This is a genomic window from Jatrophihabitans sp. (genome assembly GCF_046262535.1).
GTDB lineage: Bacteria > Actinomycetota > Actinomycetes > Mycobacteriales > Jatrophihabitantaceae > Jatrophihabitans.
The window spans coordinates 1-22,256 of sequence record NZ_JBHEMO010000070.1 but is presented as its reverse complement, the minus strand read 5'-3'; the positions used below and the strand labels follow the sequence as shown (position 1 = coordinate 22,256).

Here is a 22,256-nt window from a genome sequence, read left to right as displayed (position 1 = left end):
CCCGATTCGCCGATTCTCAGCGTGGGGCACAACCGGCTTCCGTAGACTGCCCAGGGTTTGCCCGCAAGGCGCGGCCCAGCCCAGCACAGCCCGAATCAGCCGAGTCTCCGGAGGAATGCCCTCGTGCCGACGAACCAGCAGCGCCGGGATGCCGAACGCCGCCGCCTGCAGCAGGAGCTCGAGCAGCGCCGGGTGCGGGAGGCCGCGCGCAAGCGGACGACCCTGATCCTGTCCATCGTCGGAACGCTGGTGCTCATCGCCGCCGTGGTCATCGTCATCGTGGCGACGACCGGCTCGGACAAGAAGAAAACCACCAACGCCGGGGGCAACGACTCCACACCGAGCGCCCGCACCAGCTCGACACCCGCCGCCAGCTCGTCGGCGGCGCAACCCCCCGCCGCCCCGCCGCCGACCACCCCGTGTGCGGCGCCGTCCGGGCCCACGGCGACGTTCAAGGGCGTGACCATCGGATCGGCGACCGATCTCAAGAAGGCCCCCAAGGTGACGTCGAAGGGCACGACCGTGCCCGGCCTGCTGTGCGAGGACCTCGTGGTCGGCAAGGGCCAGACGGCGACGCCGACTTCGACAGTCAGCGTCCAGTACACCGGCGTGCTCTACATCAACGGCAAGGAGTTCGACTCGTCCTGGAGCAAGGGTGGCAAACCCGTGCAGTTCCCGTTGACCGGCGTGGTGCCCGGCTTCACCCAGGGCATCGGCGGAGCCGGCAAGGTCGCTCCGATGCACGTCGGTGGGCGCCGCGTGATGATCCTGCCGGCCTCGCTCGGCTACGGCCCCCAGGCCAACGGGCCGATCCCGGCCAACTCGACGCTGGTCTTCGTCGTCGACCTCGTGAGCATCGGAAGCTGAGCGCCGATGCCGACGAGCAAGCAGCGTCGTGAGGCCGAGCGGAGGCGTCTTCAGCGCCAGCTTGAGCGGCGCAGCCAGCGCGAGGCACGGCGCCGGCGCTACACCCTGCTGGCCTCCGTCGTCGGCACGCTGGTCGTCATCGGGATCGTGATCGCGTTCGTCGTCGCGACCACCGGCGAGGACAAGAAGCCCAAGGCGGCCGGCGGCTCGAGCCCGAGCGCGACACCGACGTCCACTTCGTCCTCGTCGACCTCGTCGACCTCCGCGGCGGCGGCCTATCCCTGCGCGTGGAAGAAGAGTGGCACCGCCGCGAAGGCGGCGACGGTTCCGCCGACCACCCGGCCGCCCAAGACGGGCACCGTCAACGTCTCGGTGCAGTCGTCGCAGGGCGCGATGACCTTCACCCTGAATCGGGCGGCCGCGCCGTGCGCGGTCGAAAGCTTCACGTCCCTGGCCAAGCAGAAGTACTTCGACGGGACGTCCTGCCATCGCCTGACCTCGGGGGGCCTGTCGGTGCTGCAGTGCGGCGATCCGAGCGGCACCGGCTCCGGCGGCCCGGGCTACTCCTTCGGCGACGAGCTGACCGGCAAGGAGAAGTACACCAAGGGCGTGCTGGCGATGGCCAATGCCGGACCGAACACCAACGGCAGCCAGTTCTTCATCGTGTACAAGGACTCCCAGCTCGGCCCGAACTACACCGTCTTCGGGACGGTGAGCAAGGGCCTGGACGTCGTCGACACGGTCGCGGCGAAGGGGTCGAACCCGGCCAACGACGGCAAGCCGAAGTTGCCGATCAAGCTGACGAGGCTGACGGTCGCGAGCTGAGCTCAGAAGCCGGTCTCGACGCGGTGGGCGTCGTACACGCCCTCGATGCTCTTGATCGCCTTCAGCAGGTACTTGAGGTGCTTCGCCTCGGCCATCTCGAAGGTGAAGCGGCTGACGGCGACGCGGTCGCGGTTCGTCGTCACATTGGCCGACAGGATGCTCACCCGGTCGTCGGACAGGACGCGGGTGACGTCGGACAGCAGTCCGTGCCGGTCCAGTGCCTCGACCTGGATCGAGACGACGAACGTAGTGCCGACCGACGGCGCCCATTCGACCTCGACGAGCCGCTCGGGCTGCTCCTGCAACGCCGCGGCGTTCGTGCAGGTGGTGCGGTGGATTGAGACCGCTCCCCCGCGTGTGACGAAGCCGAGGATGTCGTCGCCCGGCACGGGCGTGCAGCAGCGGGCGAGCTTGGTGTGGATGTCGGTCACGCCGCTCGTGGTGCGGACCCGGACGCCGGAATCGGCCGAGCGCGGCGCGGTGATGGGCGACTCGGCGATCGTCGTGGGCACAGTGGCCTCGGCGATGTCCTCGACGGCTCCCTCGGCGCCGCCCAGCTGGACAACGAGCTTCTGCACCACCGACTGCGCCGACACGTGGCTCTCGCCGATCGCGGCGTAGAGGGAGGAGATGTCGGCGTAGTGCATGTCGTGGGCGAGCGTGAGCAACTGGTCACCACCCAGGAGCCGCTGGATGGGCAGCGACGCCTTGCGCATGGCCTTGGACAGCGCCGTCTTCCCCGCGTCGATGGCGTCCTCGCGCCGTTCCCGCGCGAACCACTGGCGGATCTTGGTCCGGGCCCGCGGGGACTTGACGAACTCGAGCCAGTCGCGCGACGGCCCGGCGCCCTCGGCCTTGGACGTGAACACCTCGACGGTGTCGCCGTTGTCCAGCGGGCTCTCCAGGGCGACGAGCTTGCCGTTGACGCGCGCGCCGATGCAGCGGTGGCCGACCTCGGTGTGGACGGCGTAGGCGAAGTCGACCGGCGTCGAGCCGCTCGGCAGGCCGAGGACATCGCCCTTGGGGGTGAAGACGTAGACCTCGCTGGCCCCGAGGTCGTAACGCAACGCGTCGAGGAACTCTTCGGGTTCCTGCGCCTCACGCTGCCAGTCGAGCAGCTGGCGCAGCCAGCCCATCTCTTCGGACATGCCGGCCGGGTCGGCGACGGCTTCCTTGCGCTCCTTGTACTTCCAGTGCGCGGCGATGCCGTACTCGGCGGTGCGGTGCATGGCGTGGGTGCGGATCTGCAGCTCGACCGGCTTGCCCGCGGGACCGATCACCGTCGTGTGCAGCGATTGGTACATGTTGAACTTCGGCATCGCGATGTAGTCCTTGAACCGGCCGGGCACCGGCTGCCAGTTCGCGTGGATGACGCCGAGGGTTGCGTAGCAATCGCGTTCGGACTCGACGAGGACCCGGATCCCGACCAGGTCGTAGATGTCGGTGAACTCGCGGCCGCGAACAATCATCTTCTGATAGATCGAGTAATAGTGCTTGGGACGACCGGTGACGTCGGCCTTGATGCTGCCGTCGCGCAGGTCGGCCTTGATCCGCTCCAGCACTTCGCCGAGGTAGGTGTCGCGGCTGGGCGCGCGTTCGGCGACCAGCCGGACGATCTCGTCGTAACGCTTCGGGTACAGGGTGGCGAACGCGAGGTCCTCGAGCTCCCACTTGATCGTGTTCATGCCGAGCCGGTGGGCCAAGGGGGCGAGCACTTCGAGCGTCTCGCGCGCCTTGCGTTCCTGCTTCTCCGGCGGCAGGAAGCGCAGGGTCCGCATGTTGTGCAGCCGGTCGGCCAGCTTGATCACCAGCACGCGCGGGTCGCGGGCCATCGCCACGACCATCTTGCGGATCGTTTCGGCCTCGGCGGCAGCGCCGAACTTGACCTTGTCGAGCTTGGTGACGCCGTCGACGAGGTGCGCGACCTCCGGGTCGAATTCCTCGGTGATGTCGTCGAGCGTCAGCCCGGTGTCCTCGACGGTGTCGTGCAGGAGGGCCGCTACGAGGGTCGTTGTGTCCATGCCGAGTTCGGCCAGGATGGTGGCGACGGCGAGGGGATGGGTGATGTAGGGATCGCCGCTCTTGCGCAGCTGCCCGCGGTGGCAGGCCTCGGCCCGGTCATAACCGCGCTGCAGCAGCCGGGCGTCGACCTTCGGGTGCGCGCGGCGGTGAATGGCCAGCAACGGTTCGAGGACCGGCTCGACCGCCGACTGGCGGCGGCCGGACGAGACGACGCGGCGGGCCAGCCGGTCCCGCACCCGGCGCCGGTGGTGGGTACCGCCGTCGGCTGCGTCGCCCTCATCGGGGGCACCTGGGGCGTCCGACAGGGCGGCGGCCAGCGTGGGCTCGGTGCGTTCCTCCGTGCCGGCGGGCGCGGCCGATCCCTCGGGTTGCGGCGGCGACTGCCGCGTGCCGGTCTCCGTGGTCAGGACCGGCCCCCTCTCTGGCGATGTGTGCGGCCAGTCTACGGGCGCCGGAGGGTCTGGCGCACTGCGGCGCTTACCCGAGGGGTGCCCGGGCGGTCAGACGGTGAGCAGGGCGTCCAGCGGCGGCAGGCCGGCCAGGGCCGTGCGGCCGCTGAGAAAGCCGAGCTCGACGATGACGGCCATGCCGACGACGGTCGCCCCCGCCTCGGCGAGGAGTTCGGCGGCGGCCCGCAGCGTCCCCCCGGTGGCCAGCACATCGTCGACGAGAAGCACGCGCCGCCCGGTCAGCACACCGGCCGGGATCTCGATCTCGGCGCTGCCGTATTCCAGGTCGTAGGAGCGGCGCAGGGTGGGCGGCGGCAGCTTGCCGACCTTGCGCACCGGCAGGACGCCGCAACCGAGCTGGCGGGCGAGCGCTCCGGCGATCAGGAAGCCGCGGGCCTCGACGCCGGCGACGACATCCACTCCCTCGCCGGCCGATCGGGCCAGCCCGTGGATCACAGCGTCGAAGGCCGGCCCGTCGGCCAGCAGGGGCGTGATGTCCTTGAACCCGATGCCCGGTTGCGGGAAATCCGGGACGTCGCGCAACAAGCCGGCGATCAACCCGGCCAGATCGTCGTCGATGCCCGCCTCAGTGGCCTCGCTCATTTGCGCTTGCGGCGCTCGGGTCGGGCGCCGACCTTCGGCGCCGGCGCCGGGCCGGACCGTCGCGCCGCTGCCGCGGCGACACCGGTCAACTGGGCGTCGGACGCCCGCTTGGCCTCGCTGGCCCGCTTGGCCGTCACCCGCTTGGTGAGGGCCTTGTACTGCGGGTCGCGCTCGGTCAGGTCGACGACGATCGGCGTGGCCAGGAACAGCGAGGAGTACGCACCCGATGCCAGTCCGACGAAGAGGATCAGTGCCAGGTCCTTGATCGTGCCGACGCCGAGGATGCCGGCCCCGACGAACAGCAGGCCGGCGACCGGCAGCAGCGCGATCAGCGAGGTGTTGATCGAGCGCATCAGGGTCTGGTTGACGGCCAGGTTCGCGGCCTCGCTGAACGTCATCCGGGAGCCGGCCAGGATGTCCTTCGCGTTCTCGCCGACCTTGTCGTAGACGACGACGGTGTCGTAGAGCGAGAAACCGAGGATCGTCAGCAGGCCGACGATCGTCGAGGGGGTGACCTCGAAGCCGACCAGCGAGTAGATGCCGGCCGCGACGACCAGGTCGTGCAGGAGCGCGAGCATGCCGCCGACCGCCATTCGCCACTGGAAGCGCAACGATATGTAGATCGACACGGCGATCAGGAAGATGATCAGCCCTTCGAGGGCGCGGATGGTCGTGTCGTGGCCCCACTGGCTGCCGATGCTGGTCGCCGACACCTTGCTCTCGCTGATCCCGAGCGACCGGGCGACGTCGGCCTGCAGCTTCTGCGACTGCGCGGCGGTCAGCGGCTTGGTGTTCACGACGATGCCCGACCCGCCGACCACTTGCACCGCTTGCGCGGGCGGTTCGCCGGCGTCCTCGAACGCCTTGGTCACGGTGCTCGCCGAGGCGTTGGTGCCGGTGAACGTGAAGGTAGAGCCGCCCTTGAACTCGACTCCGTAGTGGAAACCACGGACGATGAAACTGACGACGCAGATCAGGATCAGGATCAGCGAGGCGAAGTACCAGCGCTTGCGGTGGCCGATGAAGTTGATCCGCGATTCGCCGCGGTAGAGCCGGGTCCAGACCGACATCAGCTGTCCCCCTTGCCATTGGCGCCGCCGGAGTCCCCGCGCAGCCGAGCCCGGCGGGCGGCGGCTCGCTCGGCCGCTGATCCGGACGCGGGCGTCGTGCGGCGGCGGGCTCGGTCGGCCGCATCCGGCTCGGGAGCCGCCCCGGCTCCGCCGCCCGGGTCATCGACATCGAGTTCGTTTTCGACATCGTCGTCCAGTACCGCGACCGCGGCGGCACTGTCGGTCCGGCGCGGGGCCGACGTCCGGCGGGCCGAGCGGCGCTTCGGCAGCAATGCGCTGTCATCCGCCGTCGCGATGCCGCCCGCGCGCACCGAGTTGAGGCCGGTGAACCGGGGCGAACCGAATGCGCGACTGCGGGCCAGCAACGACACGACCGGATGGGTGAAGAGGAAGACCACCACGAGGTCGAGGATCGTCGACATGCCGAGGGTGAAGGCGAAGCCCTTCACGTCGGCCGACGCGAAGTAGTACAGGATCGCGGCGGCCAGGAACGACACGGTGTCGGCGGACAGGATCGTGCGGCGCGCCCGCACCCAGGCCCGCGGCACGGCGACGCGCAACGAACGCCCGTCGTGAACCTCGTCCTTGATGCGTTCGAAGAACACGACGAACGAGTCGGCCGTGATGCCGAGCGCGACGATGAAGCCGGCGACGCCGGCGAGGTCGAGCGTGAACCCGATCTGCTTGCCGAGGATGACGAGCATGGCGAAGGTCAGCCCACCGGAAACGAGCAGCGAGGCGATGGTGACCAGACCCAGGCCGCGGTAATAGAGCAGCGAGTAGATCACCACGAGCGCCAGCCCGATGCCGCCCGCGAGCAGGGCGGCGTGGAGTTGGGTCTTGCCCAGCGTGGCCGACACGTGCTCGTTGGAATCGGCCCGGAAGCTGATCGGCAGCTTGCCGTAGTTCAGCTCCTTCGCCAGCGCGTTCGCCGTCGACTGCGTGAAGCTGCCCGAGATGCTGGTCCGGGTGTCGAGCACGGCCTCGGTGACGGGATAGGAGATGACCTGACCGTTGAGGGTGAATCCGACGTAGGTCGAGCAGGGCAACGTCGCGGACGATCCGCACTTCGGGGTGCCGCCCCCGTCGTCGATCGGCGACTTCGCCGACTGACCCTTGGTGTTGTACTTGCCGGTCCAGGCGTTCCAGCGGTCGGCCCCCGAGCTGCCGAGGGTGAGCGACACGGTCCACTCCGTCGAGCCGTTCCCGCTCACGCTGGGCGCCTGCGCGCTGGCGGAGTCGATCTGGCGACCCTTGACGATCACATGCCCGAGCAGGAAGCCGCCCTGTGCGCCGCCGAGGTCGCCGCACGCGACGTAATAGCTGTCCGGCTTGTCGAGTTCGGTCTGGGCCGCGTTGCAGTCGTAGTTGCGCAGCGCCGCGGCGATCTCCTGCTGCTGGGTCGCGCTCAGCGCGCTGTACGCCTTGCAGTCCTTGGCCGCCAGCCCGGGCGACGGGCAGGTCTCGGCGTTGGGCATCTTGGCCTTGAGGGTGGGATCGGCCTTGAAGACGGTGGCCAGCGGATCGGTGAGGCACTTGGCCGGCGCCGCCGCCGAGGACGAGGACGCGGAGCCGCTGGCCGACGCGGTCCCGGTCGCGGTCGGTGTTGTCTTGGCCGGCGTGCTCTTGGCCGCAGCTGTCTTGGTCGGCGTGGGGGCGAGGAGTGGTCGCTCCTCGGCGGCGTTCGGTCCGGCCGACGCCGAGCTGTTCGCCGGCGAGGACTTCGAAGCTGACGGCGAGCCCGACGGGCTCGACGAGGCGGTCGAGGATCCGGACTTGGCGGCCTTCGGCTGCCCGCAGGTGATCGGCTCGATCGGGGCGAGCAAGGGGCGGAAGTTGAGGACGGCGGCCTGACCGAGTCGGGCGACGTCGCTCTGGGTCGCACTCGGGATCTCCACCACGAGTTGGTCGGTGCCCTGCACGGCGACCGTCGCGCCGGTGACGCCGGTGGTGTTGATGCGGTCCTCGATGATCTGCCGCGCCTGGCTCATCTGCGATGAGGTCGGTTGCGCGGCACCCTTGGGGACGACGGCCTTGAAGATGACGCGCGTGCCGCCGACGAGGTCGATACCGAGTTTCGGCTTGTGTGGTTCACCCGGGAACGCGATGAGTGCGTAGAGGACGACGAACAGCCCGACGAGGGCCGTGAGATAGCGCCCGACGCGCAGCGTTCCGGGAGGTGGTGCCACGGGAAAGCTCTCCTCGACGTTCTCAGCGGGGAAGTGCGGAATGGGTTCCGGCCGCGCGCGCACGCACTGCCGTCAACGCGCGCCGCAGGACAGTATGACCGACGCCACCGTGCGCCCGGTCTGCGGGCGCGACGGGTCCGATCACGGGTTCGGGTCGGCGCCGCCGTTGTCGGTCAGCCCGGGCTTGTTCAGCTCGACGTGGGGCGGGCGGCCGTCCGGATGGTCGGACGAGGCGCCGTCCCGCTCGGCCTCGGTGCGGAACTGCGGGGGCAGCGACCGGATGTCGCGCAGCGCCGCCAGCGCCCATTTGACCTCGACGCCCGGAGCGATGGACATCTGGACGGTCTCGTCGTCATTGCGGGCGACCACCGTGCCGTAGAGACCCGACGTCGTCATCACATCGCTGCCGACCTCGATCGAGGCCGCCTGTTGCGCCTGGGTCGCGGCCTGGCGCCGGCGTGCGCGGGCCGAGAACAGCAGCAGGCCGACGATGACGACCATGAAGATGACGAACGGAAGTATGTCTTTCACGACGGTGTGTCCCAGCGACGGCGGCAGATTCGACAGCCGAGCCTACGCGTCGAACAGGGTGGGTCCCTGTGCGGCGGCCGGGGGCACGAGGCCGAGGTGCCTCCAGGCCGCGGGGGTGGCCACCCGCCCGCGGGGGGTGCGGGCCAGCAGCCCGGCCCGCACGAGGAACGGCTCGGCGACCTCCTCGACCGTCTCGACCTCTTCGCCCACGGCCACCGCGAGGGTGCCGACGCCGACCGGACCGCCCCCGAATCGGCGTACGAGCGCTTCCAGCACGGCGCGGTCGAGGCGATCGAGCCCCAGCTCGTCGACGTCGTACACGGCGAGCGCGGCTCGCGCGACACGCTCGGTGACGACGCCGTCGGCGCGAACTTCGGCGAAGTCGCGGACCCGGCGGAGCAGGCGATTGGCGATACGCGGGGTGCCGCGGGACCGACCGGCGATCTCGGTGGCTCCGTCGGGGCGCAGGTCGACGGCGAGCAGCTCGGCGGAGCGGCGCAACACGAGCTCGAGCTCGGCGGCGTCGTAGAAGTCCATGTGGCCGGTGAACCCGAAGCGGTCGCGCAGGGGGCCGGTCAGCAGCCCGGCCCGGGTGGTGGCGCCGACCAGGGTGAACGGGGCGAGGTCGAGCGGGATGGCCGTCGCGCCCGGCCCCTTGCCCACCATCACGTCGACCCGAAAGTCCTCCATGGCCATGTAGAGCAGCTCTTCGGCCGGCCGGGCGATGCGGTGGATCTCGTCGATGAACAGCACCTCGCCGGGAGTGAGGCTGGTGAGCAGGGCGGCGAGGTCGCCGGCCCGTTCGATGGCCGGCCCGCTCGTGACCCGGATCGGCGTGCTGAGCTCGGCGGCGATGATCATGGCCAGGCTGGTCTTGCCCAGGCCGGGCGGCCCGGACAGCAGCACGTGGTCTGGCGGGCGGGATCGGCGCAGCGCGCTCTCGAGGACGAGCTGCAGTTGCTCGCGCACCTTGGGCTGACCGACGAACTCGTCGAACCGCTTGGGACGTAACGAGGCCTCGACCTCGCGCTCCTCGGGCAGCGCGACGGGGTCGACCAGATCCTCGACCGGGTCGGTCATCGGGTTCGTCCGAGGAGCTGAATGCTGCGTCGCAGCAGCGCCGAGACGTCCGGGGCGGCATCGGGGTCGACGTCCGCGGCGACGACCTCGACCGCGTCGGTGGCCTCCTTGCCGGAGAACCCGAGGCCGGCCAGGGCGTGGGCGAGCTGATCGCGCCACGGAGCGACCGGCACCACGCCGCTGCCAGAACCGGTCGACTCGCCCGGGCCGTCGATGGAGCCGATGCGGTCGCGCAGCTCGATGACGATCCGCTCGGCCCCCTTGCGCCCGATGCCCGGGACCTGGGTCAGGGACGCGAAGTCACTGGTCGCGATCGCGCGACGCAGTTCGCGCGGCGGGTGCACGGCCAGCATCGTCTGGGCCAGCTTGGGCCCGACGCCGTTGGCAGTCTGGAGCAGCTCGAACAGCGCCCGCTCGTCGTCGTCGGCGAAGCCGTAGAGGGTCAGCGAGTCCTCGCGCACGACCAGGCTGGTGGCGAGCCGGGCCGATTCGCCGATCCGCAGCCGGGCCAGCGTGCCCGGCGAGCACGACACGGCCAGGCCCACTCCACCGACCTCGACGACGGCGCCGTCGGGGCCCAGCGCGGCGACGGTGCCGCGGACGCTGGCAATCATTCGGCGCCCAGATGACGGACGGCGGCGGCCAGGGCGACCCGTGAGGACGTTTGCTGGTCGTCGGGCAGCTCGAGCTCCTCGCGAATCTGCAGCGCGCGGGCGAAGTGGTCCCGGGCGTCGGCCCAGTGCCCCTGGGCGTAGTCGTTCTTGCCGGCGTGCTGATGGGTGAACGCCTCGATCACCGGGCCGAACTGCTGTCCGGCCGCGACCGATTCGGTGAACAGCAGGTTCGACTCCGCGAAGTCGCCGCGCCACTGGTGGACGTGCGCCAGGCGGACGCGGGCCGTGTGTCGCTGCGCGGGCGTCCCGGCGATCTCGGACCGGTCGACCGCGGCGTTGGCCTCGTTAAGCGCGTCGTCGAGCTCGCCGATGCCGCGCAGCAGCACGACCAGGTCGCCGCGGGCCACGAGTTCGGCGATCTCGTCGGGTGCGGTGCGGATCTCGCCGCGCAGTTCGTCGATCCGCGCCCGCACGGCCACCGGATCCGGGTGGACCTCGCGCAGGGTCTCGGGGTCGAGCTCGGGCGACGGCAGCTCCGTCATCGCGCTGCTGCCTTCACCACGGCGGCGGCCAACTTGTTGGTGGCGCTGCCGCGCCACACATGACAGATCGCCAGCGCCAGGGCATCGGCGGCGTCGGCGGGCCGAGGCGCCTCGGCCAGCCGCAGCAGGCGGGTGACCATTGCGCCGATCTGGGCCTTGTCGGCGGTGCCCGACCCGGTCACCGCCGCCTTGACCTCGCTGGGCGTGTGCAGCGCCACGGGCAGTCCGGCCCGGGTCGCGGACACGATGGCGAGCCCCGCGACCTGGGCGGTGCCCATCACGGTCCGGACGTTGTGCTGGCTGAAGACGCGCTCGACGGCCACGACGTCCGGGGCGTAGCGGGCGATGGCGTCGGCGAGGGCGTCGGCGTGCACGACCAGGCGGTCACCGACCTCGGCATCGGCCGGCGTGTGCACGACGTCGACGTGGACGAGGGTGAGCGGGCGGCCGGGTGCGCCGTCGACGACGCCGATCCCGCACCGGGTGAGACCGGGGTCGACACCGAGTACGCGCACTCCTCCACCCTTCTCGAACGGTCGTTCGATGCAGCCTACGGGCGGCGGCGCGACGTCCCGGGGTCCAACACGCCGAGTCCGTACGGTGTCGGCATGTCCGTCTACGACCTGGGCAAGCGCCGCGGCGCTGTGCGCCCGAGCCCGCTGTTCCTCGCCTTCGTGGCCGTCACCGCGGTCGGTGGCGTCGTGGCGTGGTCGCAGAACGGCGTCGGCTCGCGCTTCGGCGACTTCGGCGTGCTGCTGTTCGTGCTCGGCGGCTGGATCGTGTCCGTCTGCTTCCACGAGTTCGCCCACGCCTACGCCGCCTACCGGGCCGGCGACCGCAGCGTCGAGGCCGCGGGGTACCTGACCCTCAACCCGTTCAAGTACGCGCATCCGGTGCTGTCCATCCTGTTGCCGCTCTTCTTCATCATCTCCGGCGGCATCGGGCTGCCGGGCGGGGCGGTCTACCTGCACCAGCACGCGTTCCGCAGCAAGGCGTCGCGAAGCGCCGCCGCCGCCGCGGGTCCCCTGACCAACCTGGTCTTCGCGGTGATCCTGCTGCTGCTCGCGAAGTCACACAGCGGCGAGTTGATCGCATTCCTGACCCGATCCGGCGCCGCCGGCGGGCACGCCCGCTTCTGGTGCGGTGTCGCGTTCCTCGGCTTCCTGCAGGCCACCGCCGCGGTGCTCAACCTCCTGCCGGTGCCCGGGTTGGACGGCTACGCCATTCTCGAGCCGTACCTGGACCCCGAGACCCGTCGCGTCGGCGAGAAGGTCAAGCCCTGGGGAATGCTCGGCGTCATCGTCCTGCTGCTCTATTTGCACCCGTTGAACAACGCCTTCTTCGATCTGGTCGACTGGATCTGCCGCCGGACGGGCGCCGACCAGGTCTTGTGGGTGGCCGGCCGTGAGTTCTTCCGGTTCTGGGCCAAGAACCCGCTCTGACGCGTCCTCACAGGCGGCGGGGAGCAGGCTGCCGCGGTGACGATCAGCCGCCGCGCCGCCCTCGCCGGAGGCCTCGCCGCGGTCGCGCTGGCCGGATGCAGCGGCTCGGGGCCTTCTGCCGGGACGGCGGTGCACGGCAGCTTCGTCTCGCGTCGGCGAGGCGGGGCGCGGACACCGTGGACGGTCCTGTCCCCGCCCGGGCACGATCGAGCCCGGCTGCCCGTCCTCGTCGTGCTGCACGGACGCGGTGGGGACCAGAACTACGCGTATCGCACGCTGCACTTCGATCGCTACCTGGCCGAAGTCGTCGGCGCGGGCGCGCCACCGTTCGCGATCGCGGCGCCCTACGGCGGCGATCACGACTACTGGCATCCCCGCCGCGGCACCGATCCGGCCGGCATGGTGGTCGATGAGTTCCTGCCGCTGCTCGCCGCCCGCGGCCTGGACGTGGCGCGCGTCGGGCTGCTCGGTTGGTCGATGGGCGGATACGGCGCGCTCTATCTCGCCGGGGTGCTGGGCCGGTCGCGGTGCGCGGTCGCGGTCGCGGAGAGCCCGGCGATCTGGCACCACAGCTATCAGAGCGTGCGGGGCGCCTTCGACGACGCCGGGGACTTCGACCGGCATGCCGTCCTTGCCCGGCTGGGCCGCCTGGCCGGGATACCGCTGCGGATCGACTGCGGATCGAGCGACGGGTTCGCGCCGGTGACGCGCGACCTGCGGGCCGGCATCTCCCCCACCCCGGCCGGCGGCATCGAGCCGGGCGGGCACAACCCGGCGTACTGGCGCAGCCAGGCGCGAGCCCAGCTGGCTTTCGCGGCGCAGAATCTCTGACGCGGCTACGTCCATCTTGAATCCTGTGCAGACTCGCGGGCTATGTCCCGCGAGTCTGCACAAGATCGCCGGACACGGGCCCCCTCACCCGCCGGTTCGGCAGAGGGGCTACTCGGCGCCGACGGCTTCCAGCACCTCGTCGCTGACATCGAAGTTCGCGTAGACGTTCTGCACGTCGTCGAGATCCTCGAGCGCGTCAACGAGCCGCAGGACCTTGCGCGCGCCCTCTTCGTCCAGGGGCACCTGGACGCTGGGCAGGAACGACGTGTCGGCCGAGTCGTAGTCGATGCCGGCGTCCTGCAGTGCGGTGCGCACCGGAACGAGGTCGGTGGCCTCGCTGATCACCTCGAAGGCCTCGCCGAGGTCATTGACCTCTTCAGCGCCGGCGTCCAGAACGGCCGTCAGCACGTCATCCTCACCCAACCCGTCGTTCTCCGGGACGATCACCACGCCCTTCCGGTTGAACAGGTAGGACACCGAACCCGGGTCGGCCATCGAACCGCCGTTGCGGGTCATCGCCGTGCGGACCTCCATCGCGGCACGGTTCCGATTGTCGGTGAGGCACTCGATGAGGACGGCGACACCGTTGGGCCCATATCCCTCGTACATGATCGTCTGCCAGTCGGCGCCGCCCGCCTCGGCGCCGGAGCCGCGCTTGACCGCCCGGTCGATGTTGTCGATCGGGACGGAGTTCTTCCGGGCCTTCTGGATGGCGTCGTAGAGGGTGGGGTTGCCGTCGGGGTCGCCGCCGCCCATGCGGGCCGCGACCTCGATGTTCTTGATCAGCTTGGCGAACAGCTTGCCCCGCTTGGCGTCCTTGGCCGCCTTCTGGTGCTTGGTAGTCGCCCACTTGGAGTGGCCACTCATGAGAACTGCCTCACCATCTCGCAGAAATACGCGTGGACGCGTCCGTCGCCGGTCAGTTCCGGATGGAACGACGTGGCCAGCAGATTGGCCTGACGCACCGCCACAATCCTACCGGCGTGCTCCCCTGCGCTCACGTGCCCGATCGCCGTGGCAGCGCAACCGACGTCCTCCACCCACGGCGCGCGGATGAAGACGGCCCGCACCGGTTCGCCCTCGATGCCCTCGATCTCGAGGTCCTCCTCGAACGAGTCGACCTGCCGGCCGAACGCGTTGCGGCGCACCGTCATGTCCATTCCGCCGATCGTGGCCTCGAGCGGGGAGCCGCCGGCGTCGACCCGATCGGCAAGCAGGATCATGCCGGCGCACGACCCGTACACGGGCAGGCCCTCGCGGATGCGCTCGCGCAGCGGGTCGAGCAGCTCGAAGATCCGGGCCAGCTTCAGGATCGTCGTCGACTCACCGCCCGGCAGGACTAGCCCGTCGACCGCGGCGAGCTCCTCGGGCCGCCGCACGGCAACCGCGTCGACCCCGGCCTCCCCCAGGGCGCGCAGGTGCTCCCGGACGTCACCTTGCAGGGCGAAGACGCCGACGGTGGGTCTGGCCACCTACCAGCCGCGCTCGGCGAGGCGGTGCGGCTGCGGGATCTCGTCGACGTTGATCCCGACCATCGCCTCACCCAGGCCGCGCGACACCTTGGCGATCACGTCCGGGTCGTCGAAGAAGGTCGTCGCCTTGACGATCGCCTCGGCGCGCTGGGCCGGGTTGCCGGACTTGAAAATGCCGGACCCGACGAACACGCCTTCGGCGCCGAGCTGCATCATCATCGCGGCGTCGGCCGGGGTGGCGATCCCGCCCGCGGTGAACAGCACGACGGGCAGCTTGCCGGCCCGCGCGACCTCGACGACGAGCTCGTAGGGCGCCTGCAGCTCCTTCGCGGCCACGAACAGCTCGTCCTCGGGCAGGTTCTGCAGCCGGCGCAGTTCCTGACGGATCTGACGCATGTGCGTGGTGGCGTTCGAGACGTCGCCCGTGCCGGCCTCGCCCTTGGAGCGGATCATCGCCGCACCTTCGGTGATGCGCCGCAGCGCCTCGCCGAGGTTGGTCGCGCCGCACACGAAGGGGACGGTGAACCCCCACTTGTCGATGTGGTTGGCGTAGTCGGCCGGCGTCAGGACCTCGGACTCGTCGATGTAGTCGACGCCGAGCGACTGCAGGACCTGGGCCTCGACGAAGTGCCCGATGCGGGCCTTGGCCATGACCGGGATCGAGACTGCATTGATGATGCTCTCGATCATGTCTGGGTCGCTCATCCGCGAAACGCCGCCCTGGGCGCGAATGTCGGCGGGCACGCGCTCGAGGGCCATCACGGCAACGGCGCCGGCGTCCTCGGCGATCTTCGCCTGCTCGGCGGTGACGACGTCCATGATGACGCCACCCTTGAGCATCTCGGCCATGCCGCGCTTGACGCGTCCCGTACCAACACTGTGCTGCTCTGACATGGCACCGATTCTACGAGCCCAACACCGTGGTTGCGGCGCCGAGGCACAGACCGCCGGGCAGGAGGTGGCCTGGACGGCCGGGCCGGGTCGATGCGGCCGGCCGGAGGGCGTCAGCCGGAGACGACCGGGATCCCGGTGCGGATGAGCACCACCCAGGTGTTGCCGGGATCGAGCGGCAGGGGGCGGCCGGCCGCGGTACGCAGCACAGTGCCCGACGAGGTGCGGGGCCGGGACCACCTGCCGTTGATCCGCACGCCCTGCCGGAACACCGACACCGCCCCACTGCCCACGGTGTAGGTGAACTGTGACGGGTTGCCGTTGACGTCGGTGTCCTGGCGGTGCGCCAGGACCCGGCAGCTCTGCACGATGACGTTGGTGGCGGTGATCGGTTTGCCGTCGGCGGCCACCTGACGCACTCCGTCGATGTAGCGCACGTACTTCTTCAGCGTCCGGTCGTAGCGGAATTCGACCGGGGTTCCGTGCGCGTACGAGCCGGTGACGGCCGTGCGCACGAAAGAGCCCCTGATCGCCGGGAGCCCGGACAGGCTCGGGTTGAAGGTCCAGCCGATGCTCTTCGGCAGCGCCGAGTGCGTGGCCTTGGCGACCTTCGTGAGATTGAGGACCAGGTTGATGTAGTCGGAGGCGCGATTCGCGCGCGAGTAGTACGCGGCACCGGCGTCGTTGCTCCAGCTCTTGAGCCCCGACCGGCGCATCAACGGCAGCGCGTCGTGCGCACCGCCCGAGTAGGCCGCCGTGATCTTGCCGAACTGCAGCAGGAGGTCCGGGTCGCTCGGCCGGGTGCTGCGGACATAGCCGACCATCGGCTTGTACGTGCCGAAGATGGCAGCGAGCCGGGTGAGGCCACCCTCCACCCCCTCGATGTAGACGATGTCGGCGCCGTCGATCCCGCGCTGCGGACGTCCGGGTGCGGTGTCGTCGATCTTGACCGAGATGGTCGGCGTCTTCGGGACGCCGCCGATCCCGGTGTACGGGTTCTTCAACGGCGGCGGGGCGGGCTTCGTCGTGGCCGTCGTCGACGTGGGCGCTGGGGTCGTCGGCGCGGAGGACGTCTGCTTCGGCTTGGAGTCTCCACTGCACCCCGTGCTGGTCAGCAGGGCGGTCACGGCAAGGGCTGCCGCGAAGGCGTGACGCGCGGGAGTCATGAACGATCCTCTTCACTCTGAGTGGGCAACGGCCGATTCCCACTGGCGGGATCGCGCGGCGCCCGGTCGGGCACCGTGTCGTCGATGTCGAAGAACTGCGGCATCTCTCGCCGACCGGCCATGCGGAACACCCGAGGCATGCGCCGGGCCCGCAGCGCTCTGGTGTCGCGAACAGCATCATTGTAGAAACGACGGGCGATCAGCACGCGGGCGGCCGCCTCCTGCAGTTCCGCGTCGGTGTCCGGGCGCAGCGGCCGGGGCAGCGCCGCGAGTTCGGCCACGGCGCGCCCGACCGCGTTCTCCGCAACTTGTCGCTCCGCGTCGGCGTTGGGGGTGTTCAACGCGCGGGTGGCCACCCGGTGGAAGCGGGGACGAAGCTCGTCGGGCAACCCGCTTCCCGCCGACTCCGCGGCGTGCAGCAGCGCGGCGGCGCGCCGAACCAGTTGCGCGTCCATCGTCGCCTGGGCCGCGTCGAGGCGAGCGTGCAGGCGGTCGAGCCGGGTCAGCGTGAACGTCACCCACATCGTCAGCAGCACTGCCACGACGACGGCGACCACGAGCCAGCCGACCGGGAGCACCCGCCGACTCTAGGCGAGCGCCGTGAGCCGGCCACTCACCGGACGGGCGCGCCGGAGACCGTGAGCTCGTACACGCGCACGACGTCGCCGATGATGACGTCCCAGTCGAACGGGGCGACGGCCACGTCGCCGGCGGCGATCAGCTCCGCCCGCAGGGCGGCGTCGTCGAGCACGGCGCCGAGCGCATCGGCGAGGGCCGCGGGATCGCCGGGGCTGAACTGGCGTCCGGCCGCGCCGCCGGCCAGCACCCGTCGGAAGGCCTGGATGTCGCTCGCGACGATGGCCGTCCGGGCTGCCATCGCTTCGAGAAGGATGACGCCGAAGCTCTCCTGACCGGTGTTGGGGGCGCAGTAGACGTCGACGCTGCGCAGCAGTCGCGCCTTGTCCTCCTCGGTCACCTGCCCCAGCAGCTGGACGCGGTGCGCGACGCCGGCGGGCAGCCCGTCCAGGAAGTCCTCGGCGTCGCCGCGGCCGGCGACCATCAGCCGGACCTGGGGCCGGGTCGCCGCCACCACGGGCAGCGCCTCGATCAGCACGTCCATGCCCTTGCGCGGCTCGTCGTAGCGGCCGATGAACCCGATGGTGCCGCCCCGGCGCGGGAAGCCGTCGAAGGGCTGGGCGTCGCGGAAGTGCGACACCGCGACCCCGTTCGGGATCACGACCGCGTCGCCGCCCAGGTGCTCGACGATGACCTTGCGGGCCGCTGGGGAGACCGCGATGCGACCGGTGATCTTCTCGAGGAACGGCTGGAGCACCGAGTCGAACATCGACAGGAAGCGCGAGCGCGCCGTCGCCACGTGGAAGGTGGCCACCAGCGGCCCGTCGTGGATCATGCAGGTGAGCAGGGACAGGCTCGGTGGCGCCGGCTCGTGGACGTGCACCACGTCGAAGTCGCCGTCGCGAAGCCACCGCCGCACCCGCGCGGCGGACACGACCCCGAACTGCAGGCGGGCGACCGAGCCGTTGTAGGGAATGGGCACCGCCTTGCCGGCCGCCACCACGTAGGACGGCAGGTCGGCCGAGTCCTCGTCGCCGGGCGCGAGCACCGAGACCGTGTGGCCGAGGGCGAGCAGCTTCTCGGCCAGGTCGCGCACATGGGCCTGCACGCCGCCGGGGATGTCCCAGGAGTACGGGCACACGATGCCGATCCTCATCGGTGGACCGGGTTCGGCTCGGCCGGCGCCGGACGGGGCGGCAGGTCGGCCAGCCAGAGGCGCTGGACCATGTGCCAGTCAGCCGGCTCCTGCGCGATGCCCTCGGCGAACCGGTCGGCGATCGCCTGCGTGCCCGCGGCGATGCGACAGTCCAGCTCGCCGTCGGGCAACGCGACGGGCGGACTGAACGAGATGCCCCATCCCTCGCCGACGAACCTCGGCCGCACCGGCACGAGCGCGGCCCCGGTCTGCGCGGCCAGCAGCGCCGGGCCGGCCGGCATCCGGGTCGGCTCGCCGAAGAAGTCGACCTGGATGCCGTGGCGGGACAGGTCCCGGTCCGCGAGCAGGCACACGACCCGGTTCTGCCGGAGCCGCTCGGCCAGCACGTCGATCGGCGGCTGCGCTCCGCCGGTCAATGCCAGCACCTCCATGCCGAGGCTCTCCCGGTAGGCGACGAACCGGTCGAACAGCGACTCGGGCTTCAGCCGCTCGGCCACGGTCGTGAACGGGCCGCTGCGGTGCACCAACCAGACTCCCGCGGCATCCCAGTTGCCGGTGTGTGGCAGCGCCAGCACGACACCGCGTCCGCGGGCCAACCCCGCGTCCAGGTGCTCGACGCCGACGACGTTGCGATCAATGTCCTCGGCGATCGCGTCGTGGTCCATGCCCTCCAGCCGGAATGTCTCGAGCCAGTACCGCGAGTAGGAACGCAGCGCCTCGCCGACGAGCGCGTCCATCCGCAGTTCGGACATGCCCGGCCCGACGACGCGGCGCAGGTTCTTGCGCAGTTGCCGGGCACCCGGCCCGTTGCGCACCGTTGCCGCGTCGGCGACGGCCCGGAACGCGCGGGCCGACATCCCCCGCGGCACCACCTTCACCGCGCCCCATCCGGCCGAGTAGCCGAGCCCGACCGCCCGTTCCCGCGCCGCGTCGAACATCAGACGTCCGCGGCCTGCTGAGCCTTCGACTGCGCGTGCACCGTGGCGAAGCGCTGGAACACGGTGATCGTCGACGCCCCCACCAGCAACCACAGCGCGACCGCCTGGACGTAGGGCAGGTCGAAGAACCCGCCGGACAACCCGGTGCCGACCAGCGCGATGATCAGCCGTTCGGTGCGTTCGGCGATGCCGACGCTGGCGGTGAATCCGGCGCCCTCGGCCCGGGCCCGGATGTAGGACGTGACCGCGCCGAGGACGAGGCACAGCAGCGCCGCGAGCAGCATCCAGCGCTGGCCGTGCAGGGCGTAGAACCAGCCGATCGATCCGAACACCGCAGCGTCGGCGATGCGGTCGCAACTGGAGTCGAGCACGCCACCGAAGGCCGAGGTCCGTCCGCCGATCCGCGCGACGATCCCGTCGACCGCATCGAGCATGACGAAGCCCCAGCACACGAGCGTCCCGGTGAGCCACCAGCCCTGCGACAAGAAGATCACGGCGCCGCTCACCATGCCGACCGTGCCGAAGATCGTGATGGCGTTCGGCGTGACGCCGAGCCGCACGAGCAGGTTGCCCAGCGGGGTGAGCAGCTTGGTGAAGATGACACGCAGCTGGGCGGTTAACACGCGGTCAGGGATCCGTTCCAGGCGTCGAGGGCGAGGGGACGAGGTGCCGTTGAGCGTCCCAACGATAGCCGTCCGCAGCCGGACGTCTGTGCACCGATGTCGCCGTTGCGCTTGTCCAGCAGCGCCGGTTGGGTGTCGAATGCCGGAATCGGTGTGTAGCACCGAAGACGACTCGACGGCGATGTGACGAGGTGCGGGTATGTCGAACAAGAAGGCCGGCTCGAAGACTGCGACGGCCCTGTTCGACACCGCAGACCGCCCGGAGAAGATCCGCAACGTCGCCCTCGTGGGGCACTCGGCCGCGGGGAAGACGACGTTGGTGGAAGCGCTGCTGGCCGCCACCGGGACCATCTCGCGGGCGGGCACGGTCGCTGATGGCACGACGGTCAGCGACAGCGACCCGGCCGAAGTCGCGCAGCAGCGCTCGGTCGCGCTGTCGGTATGTCCGTTGCAGTGGGACGGCGTTGTCATCAACCTCCTCGACACGCCGGGCTACCCCGACTTCACCGGTGAGCTGCGGGCCGGCCTGCGGGCCGCGGACGGTGCGTTGTTCGTCGTCTCGGCCGCCGATGAGATCGACCCGATCACCGTGTCGCTGTGGGAGGAGTGCGCCGCCGTCCGAACGCCGCGCGCGGTGGTGATCACGAAGCTGGACGCGCCGCGGGCCGACTACCCGGCGACCGTTGCCGCCTGCCAGCGGGTGTTCGGCGGTGACGACGGCCAGGCGGTGCTTCCGCTCTACGTCCCGGACGGGGACACCGCGCTCATCGGGTTGCTCAGCCGAACCCGCTACGACTACTCCGGCGGCTTCCCGCCGGCCGAGTCGTCGGCCGACGGCGCCGACGTCGAGAAGCCGCGCGATGCGCTGATCGAGGCGATCATCAACAGCAGCGAGGACGAGACGTTGCTCGAGCGCTACCTGTCCGGCGACGACGTAGGTCTCGACGTCCTCATCGACGACCTGGAGACCGGCGTCGCGCGCGGCACGTTCTACCCGGTCCTGCCCGTGTGCGCCGGGACGGGGGTCGGCCTGGCCGAGTTGCTGGAGATCCTGTCCGGCGCCTTCCCGTCCCCGACCGAGCTCGACCTGCCCGAGACGCAAGCGCTCTACGGCGTCGACACCAAACCGGGCGAGTGCGACCCGAATGGTCCGCTGCTGGCCGAGGTCGTCCGCACCACGGTGGACCCGTACCTCGGCCGGCTGTCGATCCTGCGCTTGTTCTCCGGCACGCTGACCGCTGAGACGCAGATCCACATCTCCGGGCACGGCGGTGCGGCGCGCGGGCACCCCGATCACGACGCCGACGAGCGGGTGACGCAGATCTTCTCCCCGCTCGGTGCAACGCTGCGCCCGATCGAACGGGCGATCGCCGGGGACGTCTGCGCGGTCGGCCGGCTCGGGGCCGCGGAGACCGGTGACACCATCTCGGCGAAATCGGCACCGCTGTTGATGGCGCCGTGGGAGATGCCGGAGCCGTTGCTGCCGATCGCGGTGCAGGCCGCCACGAGGGGCGACGAGGATGCGCTCGCCAAGGCACTGGGACGGTTGACCGCCGGGGACCCGAGCGTGCGCATCGAGCGTCGGCCCGACACCGGTCAGCTGGTGCTGTGGTGCCTCGGCGAAGCCCACGCCGACGTGGTGCTGGAGCGCCTGCGGGCGACCGGCGCGCACGTCGAGACGGTTCCGCTGCGCATCGCCGTGCAGGAGACGTTCACTGCGGAATCACGGGGCCACGGCCGGCTGGTGAAGCAGTCCGGTGGCCATGGCCAGTACGCGGTGTGTGACGTCGTGATTTCGCCGCTCCCCCGCGGCGCCGGTGTCGAGTTCCTCGACAAGGTGGTCGGCGGGGCGGTGCCGTCGCAGTTCATCGGGTCGGTCGAGAAAGGCGTGCGGACGCAGCTCGAGCAGGGCCTCGATCAGTCCCACGTGCCCGTCGTCGACGTACTGGTGACGTTGGTCGACGGCAAGTCGCACAGCGTGGACTCCTCCGACGCCGCCTTCCAGATGGCCGGTGCGCTAGCGGTGAAGGATGCGGCCGCGGCCGGGAACCTGGCGCTGCTCGAGCCGATCGCGGCCGTCGACATCACCGCCCCGGACACGCACGTCGGGTCGGTGCTGTCCGACCTCGCCGGACGGCGCGGCCGGGTGACCGGCACCGAGCCCGATTCGTCGGCGATGCTCGGCATGGAGCGCACGATCGTGCACGCCGAGGTGCCCGAGGTCGAGCTGATCCGCTACGCGACGGCGCTGCGGTCGATCACCGCCGGCACCGGCCGCTTCACCCGGCAGTTCGCGCGGTACGAGCTGGTGCCGAACACCGTGGCGGCCGAACTCCGCCCGCCGGCCTGAGCGTCAGCTCACGGCCGCG

At 70.7% G+C, this 22,256-nt stretch carries 22 protein-coding genes; 5 read left to right on the top strand and 17 right to left on the bottom strand.

What is annotated here, in order from left to right:
• Positions 1-123: 123 nt before the first annotated feature.
• Together ABR571_RS10060 and ABR571_RS10055 are read left to right on the top strand one after the other, a co-directional pair.
• Positions 124-867, top strand: a complete 744-nt coding sequence (locus tag ABR571_RS10060; RefSeq protein WP_409453059.1) for an FKBP-type peptidyl-prolyl cis-trans isomerase — start codon at positions 124-126, stop codon at positions 865-867.
• Positions 868-873: 6 nt separating this feature from the next.
• Complete coding sequence (locus ABR571_RS10055) at positions 874-1,692, top strand: peptidylprolyl isomerase (protein WP_409453058.1); 819 nt, start codon at positions 874-876, stop codon at positions 1,690-1,692.
• 2 nt (positions 1,693-1,694) lie between these two features.
• Here the strand turns inward: ABR571_RS10055 and ABR571_RS10050 are convergent, their stop codons facing one another.
• From ABR571_RS10050 to ruvC, 9 genes are all read right to left on the bottom strand, one after another.
• A complete protein-coding gene (locus tag ABR571_RS10050) occupies positions 1,695-4,031 on the bottom strand; it encodes a RelA/SpoT family protein (RefSeq protein ID WP_409453067.1) in 2,337 nt (778 codons plus the stop codon).
• Positions 4,032-4,214: 183 nt separating this feature from the next.
• Complete coding sequence (locus tag ABR571_RS10045) at positions 4,215-4,766, bottom strand: adenine phosphoribosyltransferase (RefSeq protein WP_409453057.1); 552 nt, start codon at positions 4,764-4,766, stop codon at positions 4,215-4,217.
• A complete protein-coding gene (gene secF, locus ABR571_RS10040; protein WP_409453056.1) occupies positions 4,763-5,836 on the bottom strand; it encodes a protein translocase subunit SecF in 1,074 nt (357 codons plus the stop codon). Before secF ends, ABR571_RS10045 begins: the two co-directional genes overlap by 4 nt.
• The gene (gene secD / locus ABR571_RS10035; RefSeq protein ID WP_409453055.1) at positions 5,836-8,025 is read right to left on the bottom strand and encodes a protein translocase subunit SecD; all 2,190 of its coding nucleotides are present in this window, start codon (positions 8,023-8,025) and stop codon (positions 5,836-5,838) included. Before secD ends, secF begins: the two co-directional genes overlap by 1 nt.
• Positions 8,026-8,166: 141 nt before the next feature.
• A complete protein-coding gene (locus ABR571_RS10030; RefSeq protein ID WP_409453054.1) occupies positions 8,167-8,556 on the bottom strand; it encodes a preprotein translocase subunit YajC in 390 nt (129 codons plus the stop codon).
• 42 nt (positions 8,557-8,598) lie between these two features.
• Positions 8,599-9,636 (bottom strand): Holliday junction branch migration DNA helicase RuvB, encoded by a 1,038-nt coding sequence (gene ruvB / locus ABR571_RS10025; RefSeq protein WP_409453053.1) that lies wholly within the window; start codon positions 9,634-9,636, stop codon positions 8,599-8,601.
• A complete protein-coding gene (gene ruvA / locus ABR571_RS10020) occupies positions 9,633-10,250 on the bottom strand; it encodes a Holliday junction branch migration protein RuvA (protein WP_409453052.1) in 618 nt (205 codons plus the stop codon). Before ruvA ends, ruvB begins: the two co-directional genes overlap by 4 nt.
• Complete coding sequence (locus tag ABR571_RS10015) at positions 10,247-10,792, bottom strand: tetratricopeptide repeat protein (protein WP_409453051.1); 546 nt, start codon at positions 10,790-10,792, stop codon at positions 10,247-10,249. Before ABR571_RS10015 ends, ruvA begins: the two co-directional genes overlap by 4 nt.
• The gene (gene ruvC, locus ABR571_RS10010) at positions 10,789-11,307 is read right to left on the bottom strand and encodes a crossover junction endodeoxyribonuclease RuvC (protein WP_409453050.1); all 519 of its coding nucleotides are present in this window, start codon (positions 11,305-11,307) and stop codon (positions 10,789-10,791) included. The genes ABR571_RS10015 and ruvC overlap by 4 nt, the downstream gene beginning before the upstream one ends.
• A 93-nt stretch (positions 11,308-11,400) precedes the next feature.
• Here ruvC and ABR571_RS10005 point away from each other — a divergent pair, with 93 nt between their 5' ends.
• The gene (locus ABR571_RS10005) at positions 11,401-12,234 is read left to right on the top strand and encodes a site-2 protease family protein (RefSeq protein ID WP_409453049.1); all 834 of its coding nucleotides are present in this window, start codon (positions 11,401-11,403) and stop codon (positions 12,232-12,234) included.
• 36 nt (positions 12,235-12,270) lie between these two features.
• Positions 12,271-13,065: an alpha/beta hydrolase gene (locus ABR571_RS10000; RefSeq protein WP_409453048.1), complete on the top strand. Its 795-nt coding sequence runs from the start codon at positions 12,271-12,273 to the stop codon at positions 13,063-13,065.
• A gap of 108 nt (positions 13,066-13,173) precedes the next feature.
• Here the strand turns inward: ABR571_RS10000 and ABR571_RS09995 are convergent, their stop codons facing one another.
• The 8 genes from ABR571_RS09995 to pgsA all read right to left on the bottom strand — a co-directional run bounded on the left by ABR571_RS09995 (position 13,174) and on the right by pgsA (position 19,887).
• Positions 13,174-13,932 (bottom strand): YebC/PmpR family DNA-binding transcriptional regulator, encoded by a 759-nt coding sequence (locus ABR571_RS09995; RefSeq protein WP_409453047.1) that lies wholly within the window; start codon positions 13,930-13,932, stop codon positions 13,174-13,176.
• Entirely contained in the window at positions 13,929-14,537 is a 609-nt protein-coding gene (pdxT, locus tag ABR571_RS09990; RefSeq protein ID WP_409453046.1) for a pyridoxal 5'-phosphate synthase glutaminase subunit PdxT, read from the bottom strand. The genes ABR571_RS09995 and pdxT overlap by 4 nt, the downstream gene beginning before the upstream one ends.
• Positions 14,538-15,431 carry a pyridoxal 5'-phosphate synthase lyase subunit PdxS gene (gene pdxS, locus ABR571_RS09985; protein WP_409453045.1) on the bottom strand — a complete coding sequence of 298 codons (894 nt, stop codon included), beginning with the start codon at positions 15,429-15,431 and terminating at the stop codon, positions 14,538-14,540.
• 110 nt (positions 15,432-15,541) lie between these two features.
• Entirely contained in the window at positions 15,542-16,594 is a 1,053-nt protein-coding gene (locus ABR571_RS09980; RefSeq protein WP_409453044.1) for a DUF3048 C-terminal domain-containing protein, read from the bottom strand.
• Positions 16,591-17,172: a hypothetical protein gene (locus tag ABR571_RS09975; RefSeq protein WP_409453043.1), complete on the bottom strand. Its 582-nt coding sequence runs from the start codon at positions 17,170-17,172 to the stop codon at positions 16,591-16,593. The genes ABR571_RS09980 and ABR571_RS09975 overlap by 4 nt, the downstream gene beginning before the upstream one ends.
• Before the next feature lie 35 nt (positions 17,173-17,207).
• Entirely contained in the window at positions 17,208-18,326 is a 1,119-nt protein-coding gene (locus tag ABR571_RS09970) for a glycosyltransferase family 4 protein (RefSeq protein ID WP_409453042.1), read from the bottom strand.
• Positions 18,323-19,264, bottom strand: coding sequence for a phosphatidylinositol mannoside acyltransferase (locus ABR571_RS09965; RefSeq protein WP_409453041.1), 942 nt, complete (start codon positions 19,262-19,264; stop codon positions 18,323-18,325). The genes ABR571_RS09970 and ABR571_RS09965 overlap by 4 nt, the downstream gene beginning before the upstream one ends.
• Complete coding sequence (gene pgsA / locus ABR571_RS09960; protein WP_409453040.1) at positions 19,264-19,887, bottom strand: phosphatidylinositol phosphate synthase; 624 nt, start codon at positions 19,885-19,887, stop codon at positions 19,264-19,266. The genes ABR571_RS09965 and pgsA overlap by 1 nt, the downstream gene beginning before the upstream one ends.
• Positions 19,888-20,086: 199 nt before the next feature.
• Between pgsA and ABR571_RS09955 the strand changes: the two genes are divergently transcribed.
• Entirely contained in the window at positions 20,087-22,237 is a 2,151-nt protein-coding gene (locus ABR571_RS09955) for an elongation factor G-like protein EF-G2 (RefSeq protein WP_409453039.1), read from the top strand.
• Positions 22,238-22,256 lie beyond the last annotated feature (19 nt).

Excerpts from the sequence above, each read along its gene's own strand:
- ABR571_RS09965 (WP_409453041.1), bottom strand. The coding sequence starts at position 19,264 with ATGTTCGACGCGGCGCGGGAACGGGCGGTCGGGCTCGGCTACTCGGCC.
- ABR571_RS10045 (WP_409453057.1), bottom strand. The coding sequence starts at position 4,766 with ATGAGCGAGGCCACTGAGGCGGGCATCGACGACGATCTGGCCGGGTTG.
- ABR571_RS09955 (WP_409453039.1), top strand. The coding sequence starts at position 20,087 with ATGTCGAACAAGAAGGCCGGCTCGAAGACTGCGACGGCCCTGTTCGAC.
- ruvA (WP_409453052.1), bottom strand. The coding sequence starts at position 10,250 with ATGATTGCCAGCGTCCGCGGCACCGTCGCCGCGCTGGGCCCCGACGGC.
- ABR571_RS09995 (WP_409453047.1), bottom strand. The coding sequence starts at position 13,932 with ATGAGTGGCCACTCCAAGTGGGCGACTACCAAGCACCAGAAGGCGGCC.
- pdxS (WP_409453045.1), bottom strand. The coding sequence starts at position 15,431 with ATGTCAGAGCAGCACAGTGTTGGTACGGGACGCGTCAAGCGCGGCATG.
- ABR571_RS10055 (WP_409453058.1), top strand. The coding sequence starts at position 874 with ATGCCGACGAGCAAGCAGCGTCGTGAGGCCGAGCGGAGGCGTCTTCAG.
- ABR571_RS10005 (WP_409453049.1), top strand. The coding sequence starts at position 11,401 with ATGTCCGTCTACGACCTGGGCAAGCGCCGCGGCGCTGTGCGCCCGAGC.
- secF (WP_409453056.1), bottom strand. The coding sequence starts at position 5,836 with ATGTCGGTCTGGACCCGGCTCTACCGCGGCGAATCGCGGATCAACTTC.
- ABR571_RS09970 (WP_409453042.1), bottom strand. The coding sequence starts at position 18,326 with ATGAGGATCGGCATCGTGTGCCCGTACTCCTGGGACATCCCCGGCGGC.
- ruvB (WP_409453053.1), bottom strand. The coding sequence starts at position 9,636 with ATGACCGACCCGGTCGAGGATCTGGTCGACCCCGTCGCGCTGCCCGAG.
- ABR571_RS09980 (WP_409453044.1), bottom strand. The coding sequence starts at position 16,594 with ATGACTCCCGCGCGTCACGCCTTCGCGGCAGCCCTTGCCGTGACCGCC.
- ABR571_RS10015 (WP_409453051.1), bottom strand. The coding sequence starts at position 10,792 with ATGACGGAGCTGCCGTCGCCCGAGCTCGACCCCGAGACCCTGCGCGAG.